Raw genomic sequence first — 23482 nt, 5'->3', positions numbered from 1 at the left:
TCAAATTTCTTCCCCCTGCTTCCCCTACTCCTCCGGTTTTATTCCTCACTCGGAGTCAGAAGAATAATTTGCTGCTTCTGGAGCGATCGCACATCATCTAAGCTAGCATTGACTGATTGTAAGATTTCCTGTGTGGTCTGTTTCCCATCACAAGCTAAAAGAAACTGCCATGCTGACTCAGTGACATTCACCACTTGATAATCGTGATTGAAAAATTGCTTGCTATCTTGCCATCCTTGAATACAAGGACTAGGCTCAGGTATAGCCGACAATAATTTAGTATCTGATGTCCAATCTTCTCTAATAACGGGGCTACGTCCTAAGAAAAATTCGTAGTGGGTGATGGATGAGGGATCTAGGACTTCAATCAAGCGATATAATTGGCGATCGCTTAATGATTTTGCCCGTTCAATTAACTCTGGTGCTTGACCAATTAATCGTTCTAAATTCCAAATTTGGGGATTAGAAAAACCGATAAACTCTAATCCTGACGCATCAATCAATTCAAATAATGTGTTGACGTTGTAATCAATTTCTTGGGGATGGACATACATATCAGCAAAGTAGCCATCCCGTTGATTTTCCCATGACCAACGTTCTTGTTCTCGTTTCCGCAGGCGGTTATCTTCTGGGAGCGTTGCAAATAATTTTCGTCCTACGGCTACACCATCAGTATAATCGCCCCGCTTATCTCCTTGAATAAGAGCGATCGCTTCTTGCATTAATTTAATTTCCCAGCGTCCCAACTCACCATACACAAAAATGTGCATAATCCCACCAGGGGCTAACTTCTTGGCTAAAGCTTGAATCCCCCGAATTGGATCAGGTGTATGATGCAAGACTCCCACACAGTTAATCAAATCAAACTCACCAGGAAGTTGTTCCACATCAAACAAACTCAGGTGATGAAATTCTACCCCCGTCGCTCCTGATTTTTGACAACGTTCTTTAGCGACTGCTAGCGCGCCTGAACTCAAATCAATGCCGACAACAGACGCTTCTGGATTGAGATGTACTAAATATTCTGTTCCTACCCCTGTCCCACAACCTGCATCTAAAATGCGGACATTTTGGCGAGTAGGTTTTTGTCCAGTGCAGAAGTTATACGCCGCTAACCAATTCCATCGCCAGTTATAACCAGGAGGTGGTTCATCTAATAAAGGTTCTGGCGGGAATGGATAGGTATTGTAGAGTTTGGCAACTGCTGCACTAATGGTTTGGGAATCTGACATGGCTGGAGAACGGTAAGAGAGTTCCGACTAAAAAAATATACTATCACTGTGTAGGCAAGGGGGCAGGGGGCAGGGTGCAGGGGGAAAAATTAAAATATTCGCTCTTGGAAATTAGATGATTTATTTTCTGGAAGTCCCTAATAGTCACTGTCAGCTACACAAATTCCTTTGCATTTGATGCCGTTGGTGGCTGTGCGCTGACAATGAGGACAGAGAATTTTTTCTGTGTCTGGTGCGATATGTTGATTGGTGTCGGGTTGGGGTTGATGGTTATCGGTTTGGGGTTTCACGATGATGAGAAGAATGTAAATTTTTATAGGTTATTGTTACATTTTACAAACCATCGAGATTTCCCCGCCAAGTTGTTTTGCAAAGTCAACAGTCAACAAGGAGGACATGGGGCAGGGTGCAGGGGGCAGGGGGGAAGAACACCATACATAAATGTAGGGGCTTGAAATAAGAATGTATTACTCGCGCTGACGCGCCTTGAAATAAATATTTTTACTTTCGAGCATACATAAATAATGGTGCTTGAATCCCTGTTGGCTCTTAAAAGCTGTCCCCCTTGCTCCCTGCTCCCCTGCCTCTTCTGGTCATTATCTCTCGCCCCGTTGAAACTTGGCTGTCATTTCTGCGCGAGACAAAGCACTAGTAGCAGACTCACGCACATAAGAATCGGTTGATTCATTCTCAATTACGGATTTCAGCACATCAACCGCTTTAGGATCGCCAATGGAGGCTAAAGCATTTACCAGAGAGATTCCCAAGGCTGGGTTATCGGTGGTTTGCAAGGCTTCAATCAAAACATCCACAACAGGAGAACCGATTTCACCCAAGGCCATCACCGCCGCAATATGCACTACAGGATTAGGATCATTGAGAGCAGTCTTTAAACCTTGGACACCTGCTTCTGCAAAGGGAACATCAGGATGATTAATAGCGACTTGCGCCAATGCTTTAGCTGCACTTCCCCGCACAGTCACGTTTTCACTATTCAGCAACGCCTCAACTAAAGGAGTTACCGCATCAGGGCCGATCGCACCCAAGGCTTTGACAGCCGCCCGTCTATAGGTGGTGTCGTCCTCATCCAGAATACTCATTAATCTGGGAATGACGGTTGCGTCTGGATTTTCAGCTAACGCCCACATTGCTTGATCTCTTAGGTGTGGGTTGGGGTGTTTTAGTTGTTGAAATAGTTCTTCTGTAGTCATGGTTTTTAATTAAAAAATCAAGGTAAATTCAGATTGAATATTTAGGAATTGCAAGCAATATCTAAGCGCATTTCATTGCTGGGTTTAAATCCCAAACTACTATAAATTGGCTGTCCAGCAGGAGAAGCATGGAGAATTGCGCTAGTGCAATTGAGGGATTGGAGATGGGCGATCGCCATTTTTGTGAGTGATTTAGCAATTCCTTGCTGACGATATTCTGGCTCTACATAAACTCCCCAAATGTATCCATATTTTCTTTGCTGTTGGGTGAGAACATGGGGATACAATCCAGCAAATAGTTGACATCCTGCGGAAGCAACAATGTTTCCGTTTATTTCTGCTAGAAAGGCTGTGTAAGCTAGTGTCTGTCTAGCATGATCAATAAATTGCACAGTTGTTTCTAGCCAATTAGCTTGAATGGATGCTTCCGCAACACCATTATCAAGCCATAGCTGGAAAAAATGCCGCGCAATAGTTGCATCATCATCGATGTTAGCTTCTCTAAAGCTGATAGCATCCATAAATTGGGGATTAGTTAGGCTGTCTTTTCTTGGTTTTCTAAGGTGATTAAAGCTTTGGCTGCAACCAACCAATCACTATCTTGTGCTGCTTGTTGGTGTGCAGTGGTATCGCCCAGTTTTTCCAGTGACATCAAAGCTGCATACTTTAAATCCCAGATTTTAGTTTCGAGACAGGCTTTCAGTTCGGGAATTGCCCGTGAATCACCTAGTTCACCAAGCGCGATCGCCGCCGCCGCCCGTGATTTTTGAAACTGTGGTTGTTTGTTATGCAAGGCTTCCATCAGTAAATCATAAGCTGGGTGATGTTTCAACCAGCCAAATAGTTTCACCACATGGAAGTGCGCCCCATAATCATTACTAGCTTCTGCGGCATAGGTAGCAAATAAAGCCTCCGGTGCAGCCTCGGCGTAATGTTCCAAAATAGTTTTGCTGGCTAAATAGCAACGTCCAAAGTCAGTCTCGTATAATCCACGTATTAAAACTGACAATTCTGGTAGTTGATTATAACTATGGACTAAATCTAAACTTTGGGGATGGTCGTATAATGTTTGTTCTAAATGGGGTTGAATGGTAGTAAATGTAATTGCCCCGCTAGCAATTCCCGCTTCTGCTAAAGTTCTAATGCCCCGTAACCGAAACACCAGGGAAACTGGACATCTAGCAATATTAGGGATGGCATCATAGTAACGCGCATCCATCAAATCTTGGATAGATAACCGCCGCCCCAAAACATTGGAGTGTCGTAACATCGCTACAACCTTATTCATCTGAGAATAGTCTTGAGTCAGACGACAAACTCCCGCGATCGCTGCACTAGCGGTAGGTGGATCATGATCATCCACAAATTTGCGAATTCTTTCTAAAGCAGGTTGATAATTAAATTTAGTCAGTGTATGAATTATTACTCTATAGGTTTGCCCTGGTTTTTCTAGTAACTGCGCTACTTCTTCTAATAAATCAAGGTCATCTGTACCGATTTCTCCAATCGCCCACACAGCATTTTCCACTGTGTAGCAATCATCATCACTCAAACAAGTGCGAATTATAGGTAAAGCCGCAGTAGCTTTGAGCCGCCCCAAAGTTTCCACTGATTTCCGGCGCACAATGCGATTATCTAAACTAGGGTCAGTTTGCTGCACAGCCCGAATCAGTGCATTAATTGACTGTTCCGTGGGAAAGTTTACCAAATGAGCCGCCGCCACATACCGCGAATCATCCTCACTTAATTGGTCTAAAGGAGTATCTAAAAGTGCGATCGCCTGTTCTTCTGTGAGATTAAATAAATTAAAAAAACGTTTATCCATAGTTATTAGTTATTAGTCATTAGTCATTAGTCATTAGTCATTAGTCCATAGTCAACAGTCCATAGTCAACAGTTTTTTCTCACTTGCTACCTTATCTACCTTGTCCCCATGCCCCATGCCCTATGCCCTATGCCCAATCCCCAGTCCCCAATCCCCAAACAAAACAAACCCAGAGATTATTTGCCATTACTCAACCTTTACAGGCAAAGCAAAGAGCGAAGAACCTCTAGGTTTGCAAGGGTAACAAGTACCCGAATCACCAAATCACAAGTTAGCTAATTAACTTAACTTATGACAGAGAGTTGATAGCGTAGTCGAGGAGTGCATTGTACTCGGTTAATGCTTGAGCAGACATATCGCGAGGAGCGCAACCACGGTTACGAGCAAAGCTTAAAGCTTCAACGTAGGGAGCGGTGGGTAGGCCTAAAGCGCGATAAACTTCACGTTGACCAGCAATACCCCACTCATCCAATGGGCCTGTACCACCAACTACCAAGCTGTATTGAATGAGGCGGAGGTAGTGTTTGATGTCGCGTAAGCACTTAGCTTTGAATGTGTCGGTGGAGTTAGCTTCTCCAGCGTTGTTTAAGTAAGGATATTTTTTGATGCAAGCGTTGTAAGCTTCGGTTGCAACTGCATCAAGGTTTCCAGCTAGCTTTTCAGCAGCTTCCAAACGAGCAGCAGCACGTTGGATAGAACCTTGTACGGATTCTAAATCAGAGGTGCTGGGGAAACGACCAGCAGCATCAGCAGATGCAATAACGGTGGTAACAACTGATTTCATTTCTTAAATCTCCCGAAAGGCTTTGAATTTAAATGGTGTTGGATATCAATACTTATGAGTTAATTGCTATTTTGCAATTAATTAGCTCAAAGCAGAGATGACGCGATCGAAGTAGCTGGAAGCTTCAGCAACCAAGCTAGCGCAACGATCTTCTACAACGGGAGTACCCATTTTGCGTAATTTAGCACCTGCACGAGCTTCGCTGGGGGTGTCTTGGATGTGAGCAACTGCTTGAGCCTTCATGATTTGAACGGCGCGAACTGTAGAGGTGGTAGGTACGCCTAAAGCTGCGTAGGTTTCTTTCAAACCGTTCAAGCAACGATCATCTAATACGGAAGCATCACCAGCTAGCAACGCATAGGTTACATAGCGCAGGATGATTTCAGCATCGCGTAAGCAAGCAGCCATACGACGGTTAGGATAGCAGTTACCACCAGCTTGGATTAGACCTTGGTTTTCGCAGATCATACCAGCAACAGCATCGGAAACCATGCAGCTAGCGTTGCTAGCAATTGCGTTTACAGCATCCAAGCGTCTGTTGCCGCTAGCAACGAAAGCTCTCAATGCAGCAATATCATTTACGGTAGAGGTGCTAGCATCTGCTGAAACTACAGCTCTAGAAAAAGCGTCAAGCATTTCGCTCTCCTTGGAATATTGGTTATTTTTAAAACTCGGTTGCCTGTTCCTTGAACCAGACAATATAGAACATAAAAGATGAAGGCTGTCTCAGTCTCAGTTATGAGAAACAAAGTAATAATCCTTAACAAACAATCCCCTATCAGGTATTTCTGATAGGGGATGATATTTGGCAGTTATGTAAAATTTTTAGTGAGCAGCGAAACGATGAAGTATGAATGATTTCAGAGGATAAACCTAGACCTGTTTAAGAAGATGTTTGATCATATTGTCTTTGACCATTAACTGCCGCAATACTTCCAAAAGAAACTTTTGTGATTCTTCTTTGCTTAAATCCTTTATTTGTTCTTCATACAGTTTGAGGTTGAATTTCTGCTCTAAATTCAGCTCCATTGGGATATCCGTCATGCCTACTCTCCTGTGTTTCGCAATATAAATTTTCATCTAGCCCTTGAAACTAAGATTAACAAAAGTTACACCTACTTGACAAGTAGACATTTTTAGACGTTATCGAATAAACGATTAGGAATTAGGGGTGTAAGGGTGTAAGGGTGTAAGGGGTGTGGGGAAAAATCTCATTCTCAATGCCCAATGCCTACTTGCCCTGAGCGAAGCCGAAGGGATGCCCCATGCCCAATGCCCCATACCCTACAAAATGGTATATTTAGGCATAGGGTTATCTTGTAGTTCGGAGTTTGCTTTTAAGTTATGGATGCAATGGAGTTTTTTCAGCTAAGTAGTGGTAAATGGCGATCGCAACGCACAACACACCACCTTGCTTTTAAGAGAACTGAAGCTGGAGAATCCGAAATCCAGGTTCAAGCTTTGGCTGCTGATGATCCTCAAGTAATCGCTATTTGCCAACTCCATGAGGTTGACCCTCAATTGGCAATTGGTGGTGCTTATGTCACCTGGCAAGGGGCAATGGGATGGGATAGAGAAGACGAAAACCATGAAGGTTCAACTGTATTTGCTCTAGTTCCTGATGCAGATAATCCCCGTCAAGGTTCACTGCTCAGAGAGCGTGGCTATGCGGAAATTGTCCCCGTGGTAGGGCAATATCACATGGATGATGAAAATGCTTTAGTTTTAACAACTGAATACGAAACGATGAGTTCGGTAGAAAGATTTTGGTTTGTTAGCTCTAGCATTCGGATGCGAAGCAGTACAGTGAAAAGATTTGGTGGTTTTAGTACAGCTACATTTTGTACTGAGTTCCGAATTGCAGATGCTTCTGGAGAAGGGCTGGCGAAGCAAGCCGAAAATGTAGTTCAACGTGCAGAATATTTCTCGTTCTTTGGTGGATAAATTAATCATCACCACCAGTAATGATCCATTTGCGCGAGGGCTAGATTATCTATATGGAATTAGGAGTCTAGCTCTTGACTCAGAAATGATAGATGTGGTTTATGATATGAATAACCGCATCCCTATATGTGTTTGGATCGGTCAACATATTGACAGGGTGAACCAACAACTCGAAAACTATCTTCAGGCTTGCCACGATTGTTTTCACCCTTGGGAGCAACCTACTGTGCAGATTTTTGCTGCTCCTTTAGCCCAACGCTTTGGGGTTGATGGTTTTTGTAACCTTAAAACTAATCCCATGACAATCCTAATTGATGTGGGAAGAGTCCTGCCAGCAGATTGGTTACTGCTGGTAGTACATGAATATGCCCATGCTCATGCGGGTTTACCTGGACATCATGAGAAATTCGCGCGATCGCTAACTCATTTGTGTCTGGGATTGGGTATTACACCTCCGGCTTGGCAATCCGGTATGGATTATCACTTGCGGTTTTATCCTCATTGTCGTGCCACTCAAAATCCCTTGGCGTTTTGGCGAGGAGAATCATAAGAGGCAGGGGAGAAGAGAGCAGAGAGCAATGCGGTCTTGGGCTTTGCCCAAGTGGAGCAATTGCGGAGGCGCAGGGGAGAAAAGCCACTCAAAAGGGGAAGCAAGCTACGCATCAGCCTCGCCTCTCTCTCGTCAAGAAGAGAATTTCTGTTTGTACCTACAGTCCCCCCTTCTCCCTGCCCCCTGCCCCCCTGCCTCTTATTAACCTGCCCCCTGCCTCTTATAAAGATGAGCGATCAAATGTTACGAATTACTGCTTTGTATCGCAAATCAAAGGGCAAAAATCCTATATAGTCGTATCCTAAATTTTCAGATTCCTGATGTGGATGGTAGTTGTATCAATCAACATTTTGAGAAACCATAAAGTTTGCTGATGGTAGACATTTAATAGTCAAAAGTCAACAACAAAATGTGTTTTCTTGAAGATTGATCACAGCTCGTCCACCCAATGACAATGGCGGAATTTTGTTGGTGAATTCTTCAGACCATAGAGGTATTTGTTATGTCAATTCCCTTGTTGGAATATGCCCCTTCATCTCAAAATCAGCGCGTTACTGCCTTTGAAGTGCCTGGTGATGAACAGCCGAGAGTTTACACAACAGATAACTTGCCATCATCCAGTGAAATGGATGCTTTGATTGCGGCTGCATATCGGCAAATTTTCCATGAACAACAGATGTTGTTTAGTAATCGTCAAATCTTTTTAGAATCTCAACTTAGAGCCGGACAAATCACAGTTAAAGACTTTATTCGAGGATTAGCTTTATCTGATTCTTTCCGGCGACTCAATTACGATTCTAACAATAATTATCGCTTTGTAGAAATTTGTGTACAAAGGATTTTAGGACGTAGAGTTTATAGCGATCGCGAAAAACTGGCTTGGTCAATAGTCATTGCTACTAAAGGACTATCAGGTTTTATTGACGATCTACTCAACAGCGAAGAATATAACAGCAATTTTGGTGATTCTACAGTTCCCTATCAATTGCGTCGGGTCTTACCACAGCGAACCAGAGGAGAATTACCTTTTGAAAGAACGGCACGCTACGGTACAGATTACCGCGACAAATTGCCAGCTTCCATGAGAGGATATGAACCATTAAACTGGCAAACATTTTTACGTGGTTCTAACAAAGATGTCATGCAGTGGATAGCAGCCACCATCATCTTTTTAATAGCCTCCTTCTACTTAATGCCCATCTTTAATTTATTACCCCAAATTGGGCCATACTAGTCAAAGAACAAGTAAAAAGGCAAAAGGCAAAAGGTAAAAGTAAAAAGTAAAGTTTACTTTTTGCAATATTCTGCTAACCAATCTATCATGCCAATATTAGGGACACAACTAATTTTGTGTCCCTAATATTATTTATTCTCTTTTAATCCAAAATCCAAAATCTAAAATCCAAAATTAATATTACTTCCCAATATCCTCATTCCATAACTCAGGATTATTAGTAATAAAATCACTCATCATCTGTTCACATTCATCTAAATTTAAATCAATCACTTCTACACCGTGAGATACCATAAACTCTTTTGCGCCGGGGAAAGTTCTAGACTCTCCAGCGATGACTTTTTTGATCCCAAATTGCACCACAGCCCCAGCACATAAATAACAAGGCATAAGAGTGGAATATAATGTTGTACCTCTGTAGCTGCCAATTCTACCAGCATTACGGAGACAATCAATTTCAGCATGGGTGACAGGATCACCATCCTGCACTCGTTTGTTGTGTCCTTTACCGATCATCTTGCCATCTTTGACAAGCACAGAACCGATGGGAATTCCCCCTTCTTGTCTACCTTGTTGTGCTTCTTGAATCGCAGCTTGCATAAATTCATCCATATCTAATTTTCTCCTCATGAACAAACAACTAGTATTAATGGATCACGATGGCGGTGTAGACGACTATCTGGCGACTATGCTGCTGTTGACAATGGAACATATTGAACTTCTCGGTGTTGTCGTTACACCCGCCGATTGTTACGTACAGCCAGCCGTTAGTGCTACACGCAAGATTATAGATTTGATGGGATTTTCTCACATCCCCGTAGCAGAAAGTACGGTACGCGGTATTAATCCTTTTCCGCGTTTATATCGTCGTGATTCGCTGATTGTGGATCATTTGCCAATTCTCAATCAAAACGAGTTTCTCACAACACCTTTAGTTAAACAAACAGGTCAAGATTTTATGGTGCAGGTGTTACGAGAAGCACCAGAACCAGTCACACTCATGGTAACAGGGCCACTGACAACTGTAGCTGTAGCCTTAGAAAAAGCACCAGATATTGAATCTAAAATTGCCAAAATTGTCTGGATGGGTGGTGCTTTAAATGTTCCTGGGAATGTGGAAAAAAGTTTAGAAGCTGGGCAAGATGGTTCAGCCGAATGGAATGTTTATTGGGATGCTGTTTCGGCGGCGCAGGTATGGGAAACCCAAATAGAAATTATTATGTGTCCTTTGGATTTAACTAATAATGTGCCTGTGACATCAGATTTAGTCCAAAAAATGGGCAAACAACGCCACTATCCCATTTCTGATTTAGCAGGGCAATGTTATGCCTTAGTAATTCCCCAAGATTATTATTTCTGGGATGTGTTAGCAACCGCTTATTTAGGAAGACCAGAACTTTATGAATTACGGGAGTGGGAAACAGAAATTATTACTAGTGGTATTAGTCAAGGTCGCACGAAAATTGTTTCTGGAGGCAAACGAATTTTAGCTATGGATAAAGTTGATAAAGATGCTTTTTACAGTTATATTTTGCAGCAATGGGCAAGATAGTAAATCAACAATTTGATTTGTATTTTTAGGTTTGAACATAGTTCAAAGCCTACGACATACATAGATAAGTAGTAACGCACTTCCTCCAAGGGCTTTGGTGCGTTACGGCTTACGCCTAACACACCCTATTTGTATTACCTATACTACAAAGGATATAGTTTTATACTTTAATCAGGGAATGCTAAACCAGTCTGAGGATCGCGGATATATAGTCCTAGTGTCAAACTCCGCATTACTTCATCCCAAACAGGGGTTAACTTTTCGGCTTGATCTGCCCAATAATCAAAGGTAATTAAACATTGCACATTTGACCCTAAACCAATACAAATGCGAGAAAAAGCTTCCCGTGGTTCTGCTTGGGTGTCAATAAATTTAATCTCTGTCCAGACAATCTTGGCGGTTTGACGTTTGACACTAATAATTTCACCCTTTTCAATTACATCCCTACTGTCATCATCTACCACTTTTCTTAAGGTGGATTTCAGGGGAAATAAACTCCAATCACGGGGGGGTAACTGATTAAATGATACTTCTAGACAGCAGTCATCTTTGGGTGGTTTGTTATCCATGAATTTAAAAGATTTTTCTTGTGGTTCAAACACCCAATTCTGTGGGACATTGAAGCGAACAGCTCCTCGGTTAGCTACAAAAATTTTGTAGCCTGATGGAGATTCCCAGCGATGATCAGGCTTGAGTTCTAGAGTTTCCTTAATCCACTGGAGATTGCTTTTTTTGTGCTTGCTCATAGTTTTATTGCCAATCTACAATGCTTGCGTTTGCATTTGACTTATCGGAGACATGATTCCTATGTTGATAGTATCAAATTCCCCAATAAGCTCATGCTTTTACTGTAACAACCAGTGATAACTTCACCGACATACGCTCAACATATTGGCACATTTGAAGATTTGCGATCGCGCTCTCTATGACTCCAAGCCGCAGACTTTATTTACGTTACCAAGTTTTAGCTAGGAGCTTTTTCGTTAGCTAGAAAATTACGTACATCAGGAAGATACTGGGGACAATAATATTTGACTGATGCACTAAATATATATCCCAGTGCGGATTTTTCGCCTTCTGTTAAGTTAGGATTTTGAGTTGTTATAGCGTTAAAAAAGGTTTTGATAGCTGTGCTTGCGCCATTATTTTTGACTCCGGTACAAATATCACGAGCAGTTTTCACATTTTGTTCGGGAGTCACATCGGAAAAGGTTGTGCCATTATTGCGAGCAAAAGATTCAATATCAGCAATAAATGCTAAATCGGTTTGATTAAGTTGTTTATTTTCTGATGATGGCACGGATGTATTTTCACTTGGAGGTGTTGTTTCTTCGGTAGGTGTGGTTTGGCTGGAAGGTGTTGCTTCTTCGGTAGGTGTGGTTTGGCTAGCAGGTGTTGTTTGTGTGGAGACATTAGAAGTATTAACTCCACTGCATCCACATAAAAGCATCAACAGGGCAAAACTTATTCCTTTTTGAATATTCATGTCTGAAATCCTACTTCTGAGTGAAAATATTTTAGATATATTGTCACTTTTTATAGCTTATTTTGCTAAAAAATAACCGTAATAGCACTGATAAATTAATGATTTTTTACATTATTAACACGCTAGTATTATGTTTTGTTAACTAGAGAATCTATTGTGTCTACTTTAACTTTGATTAATAGCGATCGCACTCAGCAAATAATCTCAGATTATCTATGTTCTTCGACTGTCGTAACATAACACACTAAAACTTATATAAATAGTAAGTTAGGCTTGCTTTAATGTACTGCAATAAAAGTTAAATAAAGGTGAGCCTGTGTCTAATTTAGAACTACATAAATATTTCCCTAAACTTCCAGAAGCAGCCCTCAAAGAATTTGCTGAATGGTGTATTTTAGAACAGGCAAAATCAGCAGGAATAGAATTTACTCCTGATCTAAGTAAGTTGGAAAATCTTATCCCCAATGAATATATTTGGCAACTGATTGATCAGTTCATGAAAAGTAGACCAGACCCCATTAAAACTGGACTCGTCTCCGCAATGGCTGGGCAAGAAGCTGATAGTCACGGATTAATAGGTTCAGCTATTATGGTGGATTTTTTATCTCTTTATGTTAAGTATTTAATCCCTGAAAATGGTACTACTCCAGAAGAAGCAAAAACATTAATTACTGAAGCAGCAATTCAACAGTATGAAAAGCTTTCTGAATTAGCTGATAAATATAATGTGACTTTTTAACTAGTTTCAAAAATATGGATTACAGAGAACAGTCTCGGATATTTTTCGTGCTGATGTCCTCTGTAATCTGTACATATTTCGGCGTTGCATAATTGCGGGATGAATTGGGATTTTTGAACAAAGCTAAAGGTCGATTCTTTACGTCTTTGCGCGAAACAAAAATCATCCCATCATTCAGCAACGCCCATATTTCTTATTCTACAGGAAGAATCTCTTTATTAACTTCAAAGAGATGCGGATTTTTAGGATCAACAGTGACTCTTAACCATTGAACATTGGGATCGCCAAAGGTTTCCACACGAGTAAAGTTAGTGACAACTGTATTGGGTGGTGTATCAATATTTAAGGGTTTGTCAATGCGAAAATAATGGGTATCTCCGTTAACAATCATGACAGGCTTACTATACTCTTTTAATTCAGCCTTTAAAGTGTTGATAAAATCACTAAAGCCATTTTGCTGTGCATTGGCTGGAACACTAAAGTTATTGGGATTAGCATGAATAATAACCACCATTCCCAAGTAGTTTTTAGCTTTAGCTGTGGCAAATGCTTTCTTTAACCAAGCTAAATTAGCAGCGTTACGTTCAGCGTACTCTAAATCATTGGCTGCATTGCGTCCTAAGTTGTTGTTACTACCAACAACGTGGATACCTGCAAAGAGAATATCATTCTTAGTCCAGTAGACATTTTCACGGAATTTACTATACGCCAGTTCATCACTTTGGCGATTAAGCTTGATTGTTTTTCGTCCTAAGCTTCTGTCACTTTTAGTAAAGATTTCACGTAGTTTTGCTAATCTTTCAATGGAATCAAATCCACCTGCGGCAGGACGATGACAATCTGTCCACTCATTATCACCAAATATATAAATGAGAGGATGTCTAAATTCATTAAATTCTCGATATCGCTGATAAAACAGCTCATCAGAACAGAGACTAGAACCACTTTTAAAATCTCCGTCATGAATTACAAAACTCACCAAAGATTTATTGATATCCTTGATTAATTTCTGAAATTCTATTTCTTGCCGTGCATCATATGGTATGTCACCAATGAGTGCAAAATCAAAACTTCTTGGGTTACGTCCAGGAAAATTAAATGGTGGTTGTGCGTTTGTTGCGGATACAAAAACCGCAGAAACACTAAATAGTAAAAAGAGAATTAAGACTCCCAGTAGTTTTTTCAATTTCATTGCTTGATATCCCATCATTTTGAAAAATTACTGGCAGCTTAATTTGATGATATTAAGAAGAAATTAAGAAAAATGTTGTGAATTGGTAAATGAAATTGTGTACTAATGTAAAGCGATCGCAATCTCTACACTAGTTTTCCCAGCACAGATTTAGTAAAACTCAATTATCTGCTGGTACTAAATTCACATCATCACAAGAACCACCAGAGAGGCGATAATCATCTACTTGCACCCAACTATCTTGACCTAATGCCCAAAATCCAGTGAAGATATTGTACACAGATTCATTACCTGTTCTAAATCTCAGAGTCAAAGGTGTATAACGAGGTAGACTACCAAATTTCAGTTCTGTAAACACCTTTTGTCTAGCATCTCTCACACCAAAATAACCATCTGTCACATTACCGGAAGTGCGGACATAGGCTGTTAACACATATTGGGTATTAGGCTGGAGTCTGACACGCTGACGAATACCATTCCATCCCGAAACATTCCGCATCCAAGCGTTATTTCTGCCAGAATGACTGTATCCCGCACCAACATCAATACCAACTCTACCCTCACCAACCCAAGGACTAGAAACTCTTTGGCTAGTCTGTCCTTCAAAATTACCACCAGACAAAGGAGCAGCACAAGAAGCGTGAGTCTGGGTAGCTGAAAAACTGAGTGTAACTAAAGTAGTAATAACTGCGGCGATTTTACTAATTGAGAACTGTAGTTTAGCCATTGGGCTTGATACCTTAATTGTGGGTAATGATGAAACATGACAAGTCATCATATGTTCCCACAATTAGTTTTATGCACTTTAGATGTGATTGTGTTCGCGAAGCGAAGCAATACCAGATTCTTTGCGTTCGCGTTCGCGTCTCGAAGAGAAGCGAACGCTCAGAATGACGGAATATATTATATTTATTTACGCATATCTACTTCTCATTTATAATCTTAATTAATCTAAACCTTTATTATAATAACTGATGGTTAGTATTTACAGCATCCCGATTAATTCTACACTTGGAATTGCTCGCCACTATTACCTTAGTGAAGATGGTAATTTTAATAATTCTGTAGGTTGGGGTACTGCTGGTGTTGAGTGGCAAGGAAAAGTTGAACTCACTCCAGAAGAACTAAAACGTATTTATGAATATGCTGATATATTTGGTGCTTATAATGTCCACTCTAACAACTGTGAAATGTTTGCTTGGTATGTTAAAACTGGTAAACAATATTCTGGGCAAACAGAGGAAATTGTAATTACAAAATTTGGTGCAGCTTTAGTATCTTTAGTACAGCCTGTTCATACTGTTCGTAGTATTAAGTATCTAGAAATAGAAAAGTCGATTATTTCTCATCTACAAGCTAACTTAGATGAAGTTAGAAAGGGTAAACTTCTGCAAGTTCAGGCTACGCGAGATGAGTTTTGGCAGCGTCGAGATGCTGGTTTATCTTAAATAAATTAATCAAGATGCTAACAATAATTGGTTGTGGAAATCTCAATCGCAGCGATGATGCTGTAGGCGTAATCATTGCCCAACGCCTACAAAAATACCTAGCTGAAAATCCTCATCCTAACGTACAAATATATGACTGTGGAACAGCCGGGATGGAGGTAATGTTTCAGGCTAGGGGTAGTAAAAAATTAGTAATTATAGATGCTAGTTCCACAGGTTCAGAACCTGGTGCAGTCTTTCTAGTTCCTGGAGAAGAATTAGCAACGTTACCAGAACCTAGTTATAACCTGCATGATTTTCGTTGGGATCATGCTATAGCTGCGGGAAAGAAAATCTTTCCCGATGATTTCCCGCAAGATGTAATTGTTTATTTAATTGAAGCTGTGAGTCTTGATTTTGGACTAGATTTAAGTCCTGTGGTGCAAAATGCTGCTGATTTGGTATTTGAAAAAATCACTCAAATAATTCGTAATTATGATAGGGCATAGGGCATAGAGAATAAAAAACCAAAATACAAATATTCTTTAATTTTGAATTTTGAATTTTGAATTCTTTTGCCCTCTGCTTCCTTTCAAGCCATATCACGATACACAGAAAGTTCATCTACCCTCATTTCAAAGGGTACACCTTCACTCTCTGGGGGACAAACGCGAATCTTAGCACTGCTAACGATTTGGTTGAGTAATTTACCCATTGGTACGAGTTTTTGTAGTACCCGCCAATTCGTAACTTGATCTGGACATTCAATCACCAATGTCATAGCATTGGCTTGAGTTGTGACGTACCACCTACAATTAGACAACAGATTTTTTAGAGTGCGATCGCAAGCGTCGTAAAAATACCTGCTAATCGAATACTCTAGTTGCTGTCTCAAAATAATATCAGCCGATGATGGCTGCATAGGATGATAGTCATCACTATTAAAATAGTAACTCTGCCCTTTCATTTCTAATCACAATCCTAAATTAAATGCCAATTGCTACTGCATAAAGTACATCTTTTTCTGTTTCTAAGAACTCCTGGGTTTCGTCATCATAAAAAGCACCAATGCCACTACATTGAATGCCTATATAATTACTTACCAGATAAATTCTCTGTCCCAGAAACCCAGCTATTTGCATAGCAGTTTGATAGCTGGTATATCCACATACAAGGAAAAAAATCACACCACAATCTTTGGCAATGATTTGATTAATACACAAGTAACCAGTTTGTTCACTAAAGTTACCTGCTTTCACCAAATTCACACCTTTATATAACCCTGGTGACATTCCTTCAACACGATGCACCACCGCATAAACTTCTATTTCTTCAAAGTTCGCCGTTGGGACTGGCTGATTTAGTCTTTGCAAGATATATAAATATTGTTCTTGCAAAATGGACTCTTTCCGGAAACGTCTAATTGAACGTCTATTCCAGACAGTTTGGTAGAATTTTTCATGCTCAAAATCAAATTGAGGCTGTTGAAATTGTCGTTGGTGACTTGTTTGACAAGCTGTTGCTTGATAGCTATCTTCAATAAATTGATTAGCTTCAAAATAATCTGTACCACAAACAAAAGGAACTTTTAGCCTCAGTTTTCTCACATTTTTCGCTTGTACTTCACCAGATACTGCACAAGCTGTAATAAACTCTTTATTCTCAAATCCTAATACTGTATTGAGAGCGAGTTTATCAAAATCAAAAATTAACTGGAGATGACGTTCATGGAGATAAGCAGATGCTGCAATAGCACCTAAATGGTGTCCGCTATCTAACAGACAATATCTTATGCTCCTGTTTTTATATTTCCAGCTAGACCTATAATAAACAGAACTAATTAAAAAAATGAATCCGCTTATACTTTTGCCTGGTATAATATAGCTCTCTAACCCATCATCAATTAATTCATAGATGAGTGTTAGACAATTATTCTCAACTTCTAAATGATAAATTCCATCCACTATTTCCGGCATTCCGCGAATTTGTACATATACCTCAGTAGGGTACAACGCGCCTGCTGATGGATTTACCCGCAGTTTATAGGCAGTATTTTTATACAATTTTTCCAAAGTGACAGCACTAGTTAGCCAAATGAAAGAGTGAATTTTATTATTGAGATTTAATTTCACTCTTCTATAGAACTTAGGATAAACTTTAAATGCAGTTGGTTGAGTTGCAGCATCAACATAATTTGGATCAAGCTGCACCGATAAGTATGAATGCTTGGTATTTTCATGATAGCTGCGACTAGAAAAATTATTTTGCAGCATTCTTCAAAATCCTCAAAACTTCTATTGTGCTAGCAAAATCTATGGCTTTATAGTCATCCAAATTTTTTAAATTTAAGTTAGGATGGTATTGTAAAAGCAATTTCAATACTTCTGCTTTACCTGATGATGCAGCATACATTGCCACAGTTGCACCATTATCATTTTGATTATTGATATTAATTTTATGAGCCAGTAAAAAATCAATTAAATCGTAGTGATTACCAAAACAAGCAAACCACAAAGCATTATTTCCATCATTATTTCTAGCGTGAATATCAGCCCCAGCCTTGATTAACTCTTCGGCAATTGTAAATATCCCCTCACGCGTTGCTTTCATCAAAGCGGTGTCACCATTTTCACCAGCTTGATTTAAATCTGTTATGTCGTAACCTTTGGTAGTTAACCATTGCTGAGTTTCTGCACTCAAACTAGGGTTACTTTTTTTATTCATCATATTTTTGTATCAACAAATAATTTACGCAAGAATAGGTAATGGTGGGCATTGCCCACCATCTCTAAACACAATGCTATAGAAATCTGTCGCTGTGAGTTGTAAACTCAGGCTCTAAAGTGTGAAAAGTCAGTAAATAAGTAACTCTATCTTTTACTTATTGCCTTTACTTTTGTCTTTAGACAGTAGCAAACAGTGGTTTTTCTGCAAATATTTCTCTAGCAGATTTCTCTGGTTTAGGTAAGCCATAATAACAAGCTTCGGTTTCGAGTTCGTCTACAAAATCCCACGCTTCCGTCGCCCGTTTAGAATCTGGGCCATAGTTAGCAGAAATTGCACGCGCATCGGAAACCGCTTTGTGTAGTTCTTTCCGCAAGAACACTAGTTTTGGTTTAGCAATAAAGTCATCCTTGCTGACAATATCAGTTACAGAAATTACACCCAATAATTCGCCACGAATTACAGGCGCGCACCACACATTAGTATTCGTTAATAATCGTGCTACATATTCCACATCGAGATCAGGATCAATCACGATGCAGGGTTTACTCATAACTTCATAAACATGAACTTTTTCAGGATCTTTACCATAAGCAACAACCTTACCTGCAATATCAGCCACAGTCACGATACCGTAAGCATCAGCACTATGACGAGGTTCTACGATTAACGCACGCAGTCCTTTGAGCCTCAAGAGTCTGACTGCTTCTGCTACAGTTGCGGAACTGCGAATTGTAGCTACATCTTGAGTCATGATTTGTTTGGCTCTCATAATTACTGCTCCTTATGTTTGCAAGGAAGGAAATTATTGCTAAACTGCTACAATTTTGCCAAAACTATTTTTGCATAGGCGGCAAACTTAACCGATCCTCTATGAATTGGCAGTTAATTTATTTGCTACCTTGAAAAAAACGTTTTAGGTAATATAGACATACCTGTGATGCAGTTATCTAACTATTTCACACCTTAATTATTCTGGTGTTTTTTCAGCAAAGATGTACGCAGTTTCTACCTAATTGAAGCTCTCTGGCTTACTATGAAATTGATGTGATTGACCAGTATTAAGGTAGGAATGTCTGAAATCACCCTGTTATGGCTTTTTGCTGAAGTTTCAGTTCACTAGCAACAATTTAGCTTACTTATATATTATCACTCTGATAACTTCAGATCATGAACCTTTATAAATATTCCCGTGTATATTGATTAACGCCGCTTAAAAATTACGAAAAAAGCCACCATTTTTGTTTTTGTATTGTATTATGCCGTTTCTGGGTTTTTGTAGATACAAAATAGCCTATTTTAACTATATTTAGTCTCACCATATGTCAATAAAAATATAATTAATACTGATAAGATATAAATATTTTGTGAGCGATGCAACTATGTAATTAAATAAATATGATTGGCTCTATTGTTAAATTTATCTCCGGCAGGATTGTTAAGAGGATCTAAAATTGATTATCTATTACCTAAAAGGTTGATATTCTGTCAGATGTAAACGCTCAAAACTCAATAATATATGGAATTTAATGCGCGTAATTTTCTCGAAACAACAGTTAAAAAAGTTGTTCCGGGCGCAATAAATACAGAGATAACTTTAGAACTTGCCCCTGGTGTAGAGATAGTTTCTATTATCACCAAGTCATCCGCCGAAAAGTTACAACTAACTGAAGGGAAGCAAGCTTACGCTCTGATCCAATCTTCAGATGTGATAGTGGCTATTGATTAAACCCATTTGGAAAATCCAGATTTTGCCCAGCGACGCTGTACTTGAGCGACAGCACAGTGTCGTAGCTTTAGTCTTCACTATCAAATAATTAAATTATCCGCACATAAATAGTGCGAGCTAATTCTTTATCGATTTCTAGTAAAATGCTACCTACTTGGATTAATATTACGGGAAACTTTTGTACCACAGTAATAGACGTACCTGTTGTTAAGCCTAATAATTTCAGTTTCTTCAGAAATGCTTGATCCTGAACCTGGCAAAAAGTAACTATACCTTTTTCTCCTAGTTGAAGCAATTCTAAAGAGCTACCAGCCACACTAAATGGACTAAACATTGGTATCCCCTGTAAGAATTCAAGCCGTCATATTTCTTCTAGATAAAGAATCAGGATGAAATTAACACTTCATCCTGATAGATATACTTTTTCAACAGATGTAAATAGTAGCGACTACAGCCATTGATTAAGCGAGGTAAGGTTCTTGATGGGTTTTAATTGTGCAGTTAGAACGAGGATAGGTAACGCACAATAGAGCGAATCCTTTGCCTACTTGTTCGTCATCTAAGAAGATTTGATCATCTTGGTTGATTTCACCTTCTACAACTTTACCCACACAGCTAGAGCAAGAACCTGAATGGCAAGAGAAAGGTAATTCAATACCGTTTTCTTCTGCACCATCCAAAATTGTGGTATCTTCGTCGATCTCAATTGTGGTGTCGATGTTTTCTTTTTTGCTGATCAATCTAACTTGATATGTTGCCATTTTCCGGTTCTCCTCAAGATTTATCGGATGGGACTAGTTTCTCGAAGTAAATAAATCTCCCTTAATGCTTCGAGAATGGGGGCGGAGAAAGACACCGCTTTTGTTGCGAGATAAATACAAGCAAGTGTCTATTTTGTTTAAGGGAAACTTTTTAGCTGCAAGGTACGCCTTCGGGGGAGCAATCACCAGCTTTGAAGGACTTACCACAACCACAGGTACTAGTTGCATTGGGATTAGTGAACTTAAAGCCGCTTTCCACCACACCCTCAACAAAATCAATCACTAGTCCTTCTAATAAAGGTGCGCTTTTTGCATCTATATAAACTGGTACTTTACCTTGTTGGATGACAATATCATCTGGCTGGGGTTGGCTGGTGATTTCCATTCCATATTCATAGCCACTGCAACCACCGTCTTTGATAGAGACGCGGACACCTTTAGTAGTTGTCTCATCAGTGTCAGCAGCTGAACCGCGCAAGAATGCCCGCAGACGAAATTCTGCTTTTTCTGTTAAAGTAACGGTCATCGAAACTCCTGATTTGTAGCGATTGATTTTTAGTGCTGTTAGCGGAGCGCGGCGTTAGCCGATGCTGAGTAATGGGTGATGGGTAGTTAAGGATGTGTGCAATTGCTACTGGTTTCCATTGAATTGGATTGAGCATATCGCCAAGGTGCGTTATTACCGCATACTGGACAAGAGCGATCGCGTTGAGAACGCCTCTTAGCAAATTCCATCCGATTCAAGTCAATAGTAAGTAACTGCGACAACAAAGGCTGACTAAACCCAGTAATCAACTTGATGGCTTCTAGTGCTGTCAAACAAGCCAGTGTTCCAGACACCGCACCCAGCACAGAAAAACCACGCCGATCCCACTCAGGCTTCTCTGGAAAGAAACAGGATAGACAAGGAGTCACACCAGGAATAATGGTAGTGAGATAAGCCTCCATCCCGCTCATCGCTGCTTCCACCATTGGTTTGCGCCAGCGTACACAGGCTGCGTTCAACAAATCACGCTCTGTAAAATTGTGAGCGCAATCTAGAGCCATATCCGCAGACTGCACTAACTCATCTACATTTTCTGGGGTAATATAGTCGTGAACTGCTTCGATTTGGATATCAGGATTGATCGCCAATAGGGTTTCTTTCGCTTTGAAAACCCTCGGTTTACCTACCCAATCATCCGTCATCAAAATCTGGCGATTCATATCGTCCAGCCGCAGATCACCGCCTCGGACTAGGATTAACCGCCCAACGCCTGCTACTGCTAGGTAAAGCGCAGCCGTACCGCCTAATCCTCCCACACCAGTCACTAAAACCGTCGCTGACTTCAGACGCTTCTGAGCTACTTCGCCAAAATTGGGGAGCATCATTTGGCGACTATAACGTTCTAACTCGGTAGGCGTTAGGTTGATCACTTTATACCTCCTAATCAGACGTGAGTTCTGTCAGCGTGATTACATTTTTTGGCTTGTCTTTGAATACCTTGAACAGTTTTTGTTCTTGGGGTGAAGATTCCAAAAAGGTCTGATAAGCCTGTTGCAGTGCTAGTGAATATTGGTTTAATTTTTCTTCGTTGGTTAGTTCGGAATTGCTGTCAATTTCACTGATTAGTTGTGAGAATTTTTTCAGAATATGTAAACGATTTACATTAACAAGTTTGGGATCATATTCTAATTCAAAGAATTTAAAATATTCTTCTGCATCGGTAAGTTTTTTGAACTCTTCAATAGTTTTAGTCATTTGCCTTGCTCCAATTGCTTGAGATATTTTTTGAGTTCATCAAGCTGATGATAAATTTCATAAGTTGCAGCAGCAACTTCCATTAATTGTGTGTAATTTGTGGGTAAGCCTTCAGCTAAGTCGTGCAAATCCATTTTCATTTGTCCGGCTTTGCTGTTGAGGCGTTTGATTTTATTTTTGAGTTCTTCAATGCTGGTGTTTTCTACTTGCATTGGGGAGGTTCTTTTGAATCAGAGGGTATTTTGCGACCTTATGCAATGTGCAACTTATTTTTAAAACCCCTCTCCAAACCTCTCCCCTAAAAGGAGAGAGGCTTTTATTATTGCCCCCCTTCCCTACTAGGGAAGGGGCTGGGGGTTAGGTCTGAGATCGTCTTGCACACAGCGTTACTTTGGATTTGTTGAATAACTCCTTACTTCCTACTTTTATAGTTTGCTGACTTCGCGGAAGCGGGTAGCTAAATCTAGTCCTTTGGCTACGAATTTTTCGCCTTCTTCTGCTAGGTGTTCTAGGGATTCAAAACCAAAGCGGTGAGCGTCGCGGAGGGTTTTGACGGTGAGTAGTAGGCGACCGGAAAAGACTAAGGCCCAGCCAAAGCCTTCATGACTTAGGTCGATTACTACTTGGGAAATTAAGCCGGTTTCTTGTTCGATTCTGGCGGCTATGGCGCGAAAAAATGACATGATTCGCGCTTGGGTGACGGCATCTACTTCACCTTCAACGGAAATTTCCCGTTTCTTTTTTTTGGGAACAATGAAGGGTTTTAGTAGTAGTTCGTCTGACCAACTACGGTAAACGCCGTAAGCGTCTTGTCCCCGAATTTGTAATACTAATGTTTTGAGAAATGGTGAGGTGGCAACTACATCTGTAGCGGGATCGTTGACACTATTTTCTGCGCTCATACTGTTGCTTCGTCTTCTAATTCATCTGCAAAGTTTGTGGTTTTGGGTTGCAATGCTTTCCGCAACCAAGGAGGAGGATTACCTTTTAAGGTTTGGACTAATTTTGTGAGAATTTCTTTGATTTCTTCTTGTTCGGAACGTGCTTTTACTGGGGTAACACCTTTCTTTATTAATTTTGCAGCAGCAGTTCCACCAATGGCTGTGACATATACAATGGCACAATCAACTAATGCTGCTAGTTTTGGAGCAACTTTATCTTCGTTACCATCTTGTTGTAAGTCGCCCTCAAAGTTCAATGTTTCTAAAAATTGATATCCTTCGGCATTAATTTCATAGACATCAATTTCTCTCGCCCAGCCAAAGTGAGCATTAATATGAACGTGGTCGGTAGTTGTAAAGGCAATTTTCACTTTTATTCTCCTGCTTTGTTAGTGCTGGGTGCTGAGTTC

The 23482-nt window shown here is 40.2% G+C and carries 33 protein-coding genes; 8 read left to right on the top strand and 25 right to left on the bottom strand.

The window, feature by feature from the left end:
• Positions 1-38: 38 nt before the first annotated feature.
• The 8 genes from CLI64_RS00660 to CLI64_RS00630 form a co-directional block, all read right to left on the bottom strand.
• Positions 39-1232, bottom strand: coding sequence for a class I SAM-dependent methyltransferase (locus tag CLI64_RS00660; RefSeq protein ID WP_103135432.1), 1194 nt, complete (start codon positions 1230-1232; stop codon positions 39-41).
• A gap of 137 nt (positions 1233-1369) precedes the next feature.
• Positions 1370-1522 carry a hypothetical protein gene (locus CLI64_RS30570; RefSeq protein ID WP_157943175.1) on the bottom strand — a complete coding sequence of 51 codons (153 nt, stop codon included), beginning with the start codon at positions 1520-1522 and terminating at the stop codon, positions 1370-1372.
• A gap of 306 nt (positions 1523-1828) precedes the next feature.
• Positions 1829-2443 (bottom strand): HEAT repeat domain-containing protein, encoded by a 615-nt coding sequence (locus tag CLI64_RS00655; RefSeq protein WP_103135431.1) that lies wholly within the window; start codon positions 2441-2443, stop codon positions 1829-1831.
• Between the two features lie 41 nt (positions 2444-2484).
• Positions 2485-2964 (bottom strand): GNAT family N-acetyltransferase, encoded by a 480-nt coding sequence (locus CLI64_RS00650; protein WP_103135430.1) that lies wholly within the window; start codon positions 2962-2964, stop codon positions 2485-2487.
• A gap of 14 nt (positions 2965-2978) precedes the next feature.
• On the bottom strand, positions 2979-4268 hold the full coding sequence (locus tag CLI64_RS00645) for a HEAT repeat domain-containing protein (RefSeq protein ID WP_103135429.1): 1290 nt from the start codon (positions 4266-4268) through the stop codon (positions 2979-2981).
• Between the two features lie 289 nt (positions 4269-4557).
• Positions 4558-5052 carry a C-phycoerythrin subunit alpha gene (gene cpeA / locus CLI64_RS00640; RefSeq protein ID WP_103135428.1) on the bottom strand — a complete coding sequence of 165 codons (495 nt, stop codon included), beginning with the start codon at positions 5050-5052 and terminating at the stop codon, positions 4558-4560.
• 81 nt (positions 5053-5133) lie between these two features.
• Positions 5134-5688, bottom strand: a complete 555-nt coding sequence (cpeB, locus tag CLI64_RS00635) for a C-phycoerythrin subunit beta (protein WP_103135427.1) — start codon at positions 5686-5688, stop codon at positions 5134-5136.
• 237 nt (positions 5689-5925) lie between these two features.
• Positions 5926-6096: an NblA/ycf18 family protein gene (locus CLI64_RS00630; RefSeq protein ID WP_103140533.1), complete on the bottom strand. Its 171-nt coding sequence runs from the start codon at positions 6094-6096 to the stop codon at positions 5926-5928.
• A 300-nt stretch (positions 6097-6396) separates the two neighbouring features.
• Here CLI64_RS00630 and CLI64_RS00625 point away from each other — a divergent pair, with 300 nt between their 5' ends.
• The 3 genes from CLI64_RS00625 to CLI64_RS00615 all read left to right on the top strand — a co-directional run bounded on the left by CLI64_RS00625 (position 6397) and on the right by CLI64_RS00615 (position 8780).
• The gene (locus tag CLI64_RS00625) at positions 6397-6996 is read left to right on the top strand and encodes a phycobiliprotein lyase (protein WP_103135426.1); all 600 of its coding nucleotides are present in this window, start codon (positions 6397-6399) and stop codon (positions 6994-6996) included.
• Positions 6965-7546: a hypothetical protein gene (locus tag CLI64_RS00620; protein WP_225977462.1), complete on the top strand. Its 582-nt coding sequence runs from the start codon at positions 6965-6967 to the stop codon at positions 7544-7546. The genes CLI64_RS00625 and CLI64_RS00620 overlap by 32 nt, the downstream gene beginning before the upstream one ends.
• Before the next feature lie 502 nt (positions 7547-8048).
• Positions 8049-8780 carry a phycobilisome rod-core linker polypeptide gene (locus CLI64_RS00615; protein WP_103135424.1) on the top strand — a complete coding sequence of 244 codons (732 nt, stop codon included), beginning with the start codon at positions 8049-8051 and terminating at the stop codon, positions 8778-8780.
• Positions 8781-8960: 180 nt separating this feature from the next.
• Here the strand turns inward: CLI64_RS00615 and CLI64_RS00610 are convergent, their stop codons facing one another.
• Positions 8961-9392: a nucleoside deaminase gene (locus CLI64_RS00610; protein ID WP_103135423.1), complete on the bottom strand. Its 432-nt coding sequence runs from the start codon at positions 9390-9392 to the stop codon at positions 8961-8963.
• 16 nt (positions 9393-9408) lie between these two features.
• Here CLI64_RS00610 and CLI64_RS00605 point away from each other — a divergent pair, with 16 nt between their 5' ends.
• A complete protein-coding gene (locus CLI64_RS00605) occupies positions 9409-10332 on the top strand; it encodes a nucleoside hydrolase (protein WP_103135422.1) in 924 nt (307 codons plus the stop codon).
• A gap of 167 nt (positions 10333-10499) precedes the next feature.
• Here the strand turns inward: CLI64_RS00605 and CLI64_RS00600 are convergent, their stop codons facing one another.
• The gene (locus CLI64_RS00600) at positions 10500-11078 is read right to left on the bottom strand and encodes a hypothetical protein (protein WP_103135421.1); all 579 of its coding nucleotides are present in this window, start codon (positions 11076-11078) and stop codon (positions 10500-10502) included.
• A 218-nt stretch (positions 11079-11296) separates the two neighbouring features.
• Positions 11297-11818, bottom strand: a complete 522-nt coding sequence (locus tag CLI64_RS00595; protein WP_103135420.1) for a DUF732 domain-containing protein — start codon at positions 11816-11818, stop codon at positions 11297-11299.
• A 316-nt stretch (positions 11819-12134) separates the two neighbouring features.
• On the opposite strand from CLI64_RS00595, the gene CLI64_RS00590 reads away from it, so the two are divergent.
• Positions 12135-12557, top strand: coding sequence for a hypothetical protein (locus tag CLI64_RS00590; RefSeq protein WP_103135419.1), 423 nt, complete (start codon positions 12135-12137; stop codon positions 12555-12557).
• A 193-nt stretch (positions 12558-12750) separates the two neighbouring features.
• On the opposite strand, the gene CLI64_RS00585 is transcribed toward CLI64_RS00590, so the two are convergent.
• Together CLI64_RS00585 and CLI64_RS00580 are read right to left on the bottom strand one after the other, a co-directional pair.
• Entirely contained in the window at positions 12751-13749 is a 999-nt protein-coding gene (locus CLI64_RS00585) for a metallophosphoesterase (protein WP_103140532.1), read from the bottom strand.
• Between the two features lie 160 nt (positions 13750-13909).
• Positions 13910-14476, bottom strand: coding sequence for a hypothetical protein (locus CLI64_RS00580; protein WP_103135418.1), 567 nt, complete (start codon positions 14474-14476; stop codon positions 13910-13912).
• 247 nt (positions 14477-14723) lie between these two features.
• On the opposite strand from CLI64_RS00580, the gene CLI64_RS00575 reads away from it, so the two are divergent.
• Both CLI64_RS00575 and CLI64_RS00570 read left to right on the top strand, forming a co-directional pair.
• Positions 14724-15197: an NC domain-containing protein gene (locus tag CLI64_RS00575; RefSeq protein ID WP_103135417.1), complete on the top strand. Its 474-nt coding sequence runs from the start codon at positions 14724-14726 to the stop codon at positions 15195-15197.
• Positions 15198-15211: 14 nt separating this feature from the next.
• Entirely contained in the window at positions 15212-15685 is a 474-nt protein-coding gene (locus tag CLI64_RS00570) for a hydrogenase maturation protease (protein ID WP_103135416.1), read from the top strand.
• Between the two features lie 83 nt (positions 15686-15768).
• Here the strand turns inward: CLI64_RS00570 and CLI64_RS00565 are convergent, their stop codons facing one another.
• From CLI64_RS00565 to CLI64_RS00550, 4 genes are all read right to left on the bottom strand, one after another.
• Positions 15769-16143 (bottom strand): hypothetical protein, encoded by a 375-nt coding sequence (locus CLI64_RS00565; RefSeq protein ID WP_103135415.1) that lies wholly within the window; start codon positions 16141-16143, stop codon positions 15769-15771.
• 19 nt (positions 16144-16162) lie between these two features.
• Positions 16163-17449: a nitroreductase family protein gene (locus tag CLI64_RS00560; RefSeq protein WP_103135414.1), complete on the bottom strand. Its 1287-nt coding sequence runs from the start codon at positions 17447-17449 to the stop codon at positions 16163-16165.
• Positions 17436-17900, bottom strand: coding sequence for an ankyrin repeat domain-containing protein (locus tag CLI64_RS00555; protein WP_103135413.1), 465 nt, complete (start codon positions 17898-17900; stop codon positions 17436-17438). Before CLI64_RS00555 ends, CLI64_RS00560 begins: the two co-directional genes overlap by 14 nt.
• 178 nt (positions 17901-18078) lie before the next feature.
• Positions 18079-18672 carry a CBS domain-containing protein gene (locus CLI64_RS00550; RefSeq protein WP_103135412.1) on the bottom strand — a complete coding sequence of 198 codons (594 nt, stop codon included), beginning with the start codon at positions 18670-18672 and terminating at the stop codon, positions 18079-18081.
• A 747-nt stretch (positions 18673-19419) separates the two neighbouring features.
• On the opposite strand from CLI64_RS00550, the gene CLI64_RS00545 reads away from it, so the two are divergent.
• Positions 19420-19629: a molybdopterin-binding protein gene (locus CLI64_RS00545; RefSeq protein ID WP_103135411.1), complete on the top strand. Its 210-nt coding sequence runs from the start codon at positions 19420-19422 to the stop codon at positions 19627-19629.
• A gap of 88 nt (positions 19630-19717) precedes the next feature.
• Here the strand turns inward: CLI64_RS00545 and CLI64_RS00540 are convergent, their stop codons facing one another.
• From CLI64_RS00540 to nifX, 8 genes are all read right to left on the bottom strand, one after another.
• The gene (locus CLI64_RS00540; RefSeq protein ID WP_103135410.1) at positions 19718-19963 is read right to left on the bottom strand and encodes a FeoA domain-containing protein; all 246 of its coding nucleotides are present in this window, start codon (positions 19961-19963) and stop codon (positions 19718-19720) included.
• Between the two features lie 127 nt (positions 19964-20090).
• A complete protein-coding gene (locus CLI64_RS00535) occupies positions 20091-20390 on the bottom strand; it encodes a 2Fe-2S iron-sulfur cluster-binding protein (RefSeq protein WP_103135409.1) in 300 nt (99 codons plus the stop codon).
• A gap of 151 nt (positions 20391-20541) precedes the next feature.
• Positions 20542-20916: an iron-sulfur cluster assembly accessory protein gene (locus CLI64_RS00530; RefSeq protein ID WP_103135408.1), complete on the bottom strand. Its 375-nt coding sequence runs from the start codon at positions 20914-20916 to the stop codon at positions 20542-20544.
• 86 nt (positions 20917-21002) lie between these two features.
• The gene (locus tag CLI64_RS00525; RefSeq protein WP_103135407.1) at positions 21003-21806 is read right to left on the bottom strand and encodes a HesA/MoeB/ThiF family protein; all 804 of its coding nucleotides are present in this window, start codon (positions 21804-21806) and stop codon (positions 21003-21005) included.
• Positions 21807-21816: 10 nt separating this feature from the next.
• On the bottom strand, positions 21817-22131 hold the full coding sequence (gene nifW / locus CLI64_RS00520) for a nitrogenase-stabilizing/protective protein NifW (protein WP_103135406.1): 315 nt from the start codon (positions 22129-22131) through the stop codon (positions 21817-21819).
• Positions 22128-22343, bottom strand: a complete 216-nt coding sequence (locus CLI64_RS00515) for a CCE_0567 family metalloprotein (protein ID WP_103135405.1) — start codon at positions 22341-22343, stop codon at positions 22128-22130. The genes nifW and CLI64_RS00515 overlap by 4 nt, the downstream gene beginning before the upstream one ends.
• A 213-nt stretch (positions 22344-22556) precedes the next feature.
• Positions 22557-23033: a NifX-associated nitrogen fixation protein gene (locus CLI64_RS00510; protein ID WP_103135404.1), complete on the bottom strand. Its 477-nt coding sequence runs from the start codon at positions 23031-23033 to the stop codon at positions 22557-22559.
• Positions 23030-23443, bottom strand: a complete 414-nt coding sequence (nifX, locus tag CLI64_RS00505; protein WP_192881640.1) for a nitrogen fixation protein NifX — start codon at positions 23441-23443, stop codon at positions 23030-23032. Before nifX ends, CLI64_RS00510 begins: the two co-directional genes overlap by 4 nt.
• Between the last annotated feature and the right edge of the window lie 39 nt (positions 23444-23482).

Origin of the sequence: Nostoc sp. CENA543, assembly GCF_002896875.1 — a bacterium.
In the GTDB taxonomy this organism is placed as follows: Bacteria; Cyanobacteriota; Cyanobacteriia; order Cyanobacteriales; family Nostocaceae; genus Trichormus.
Note: the sequence above shows the minus strand (reverse complement) of the source record. Positions and strands in the feature narration are given on the sequence as shown.

Bases quoted from the DNA above. Each gene is read 5' to 3' on its own strand.
- CLI64_RS00660 (WP_103135432.1), bottom strand. From the start codon at position 1,232: ATGTCAGATTCCCAAACCATTAGTGCAGCAGTTGCCAAACTCTACAAT.
- CLI64_RS00655 (WP_103135431.1), bottom strand. From the start codon at position 2,443: ATGACTACAGAAGAACTATTTCAACAACTAAAACACCCCAACCCACAC.
- CLI64_RS00650 (WP_103135430.1), bottom strand. From the start codon at position 2,964: ATGGATGCTATCAGCTTTAGAGAAGCTAACATCGATGATGATGCAACT.
- CLI64_RS00645 (WP_103135429.1), bottom strand. From the start codon at position 4,268: ATGGATAAACGTTTTTTTAATTTATTTAATCTCACAGAAGAACAGGCG.
- cpeA (WP_103135428.1), bottom strand. From the start codon at position 5,052: ATGAAATCAGTTGTTACCACCGTTATTGCATCTGCTGATGCTGCTGGT.
- cpeB (WP_103135427.1), bottom strand. From the start codon at position 5,688: ATGCTTGACGCTTTTTCTAGAGCTGTAGTTTCAGCAGATGCTAGCACC.
- CLI64_RS00630 (WP_103140533.1), bottom strand. From the start codon at position 6,096: ATGACGGATATCCCAATGGAGCTGAATTTAGAGCAGAAATTCAACCTC.
- CLI64_RS00625 (WP_103135426.1), top strand. From the start codon at position 6,397: ATGGATGCAATGGAGTTTTTTCAGCTAAGTAGTGGTAAATGGCGATCG.
- CLI64_RS00615 (WP_103135424.1), top strand. From the start codon at position 8,049: ATGTCAATTCCCTTGTTGGAATATGCCCCTTCATCTCAAAATCAGCGC.
- CLI64_RS00610 (WP_103135423.1), bottom strand. From the start codon at position 9,392: ATGGATGAATTTATGCAAGCTGCGATTCAAGAAGCACAACAAGGTAGA.
- CLI64_RS00605 (WP_103135422.1), top strand. From the start codon at position 9,409: ATGAACAAACAACTAGTATTAATGGATCACGATGGCGGTGTAGACGAC.
- CLI64_RS00600 (WP_103135421.1), bottom strand. From the start codon at position 11,078: ATGAGCAAGCACAAAAAAAGCAATCTCCAGTGGATTAAGGAAACTCTA.
- CLI64_RS00595 (WP_103135420.1), bottom strand. From the start codon at position 11,818: ATGAATATTCAAAAAGGAATAAGTTTTGCCCTGTTGATGCTTTTATGT.
- CLI64_RS00585 (WP_103140532.1), bottom strand. From the start codon at position 13,749: ATGAAATTGAAAAAACTACTGGGAGTCTTAATTCTCTTTTTACTATTT.
- CLI64_RS00580 (WP_103135418.1), bottom strand. From the start codon at position 14,476: ATGGCTAAACTACAGTTCTCAATTAGTAAAATCGCCGCAGTTATTACT.
- CLI64_RS00575 (WP_103135417.1), top strand. From the start codon at position 14,724: ATGGTTAGTATTTACAGCATCCCGATTAATTCTACACTTGGAATTGCT.
- CLI64_RS00570 (WP_103135416.1), top strand. From the start codon at position 15,212: ATGCTAACAATAATTGGTTGTGGAAATCTCAATCGCAGCGATGATGCT.
- CLI64_RS00565 (WP_103135415.1), bottom strand. From the start codon at position 16,143: ATGAAAGGGCAGAGTTACTATTTTAATAGTGATGACTATCATCCTATG.
- CLI64_RS00560 (WP_103135414.1), bottom strand. From the start codon at position 17,449: ATGCTGCAAAATAATTTTTCTAGTCGCAGCTATCATGAAAATACCAAG.
- CLI64_RS00555 (WP_103135413.1), bottom strand. From the start codon at position 17,900: ATGAATAAAAAAAGTAACCCTAGTTTGAGTGCAGAAACTCAGCAATGG.
- CLI64_RS00550 (WP_103135412.1), bottom strand. From the start codon at position 18,672: ATGAGAGCCAAACAAATCATGACTCAAGATGTAGCTACAATTCGCAGT.
- CLI64_RS00545 (WP_103135411.1), top strand. From the start codon at position 19,420: ATGGAATTTAATGCGCGTAATTTTCTCGAAACAACAGTTAAAAAAGTT.
- CLI64_RS00540 (WP_103135410.1), bottom strand. From the start codon at position 19,963: ATGTTTAGTCCATTTAGTGTGGCTGGTAGCTCTTTAGAATTGCTTCAA.
- CLI64_RS00535 (WP_103135409.1), bottom strand. From the start codon at position 20,390: ATGGCAACATATCAAGTTAGATTGATCAGCAAAAAAGAAAACATCGAC.
- CLI64_RS00530 (WP_103135408.1), bottom strand. From the start codon at position 20,916: ATGACCGTTACTTTAACAGAAAAAGCAGAATTTCGTCTGCGGGCATTC.
- nifW (WP_103135406.1), bottom strand. From the start codon at position 22,131: ATGACTAAAACTATTGAAGAGTTCAAAAAACTTACCGATGCAGAAGAA.
- CLI64_RS00515 (WP_103135405.1), bottom strand. From the start codon at position 22,343: ATGCAAGTAGAAAACACCAGCATTGAAGAACTCAAAAATAAAATCAAA.
- CLI64_RS00510 (WP_103135404.1), bottom strand. From the start codon at position 23,033: ATGAGCGCAGAAAATAGTGTCAACGATCCCGCTACAGATGTAGTTGCC.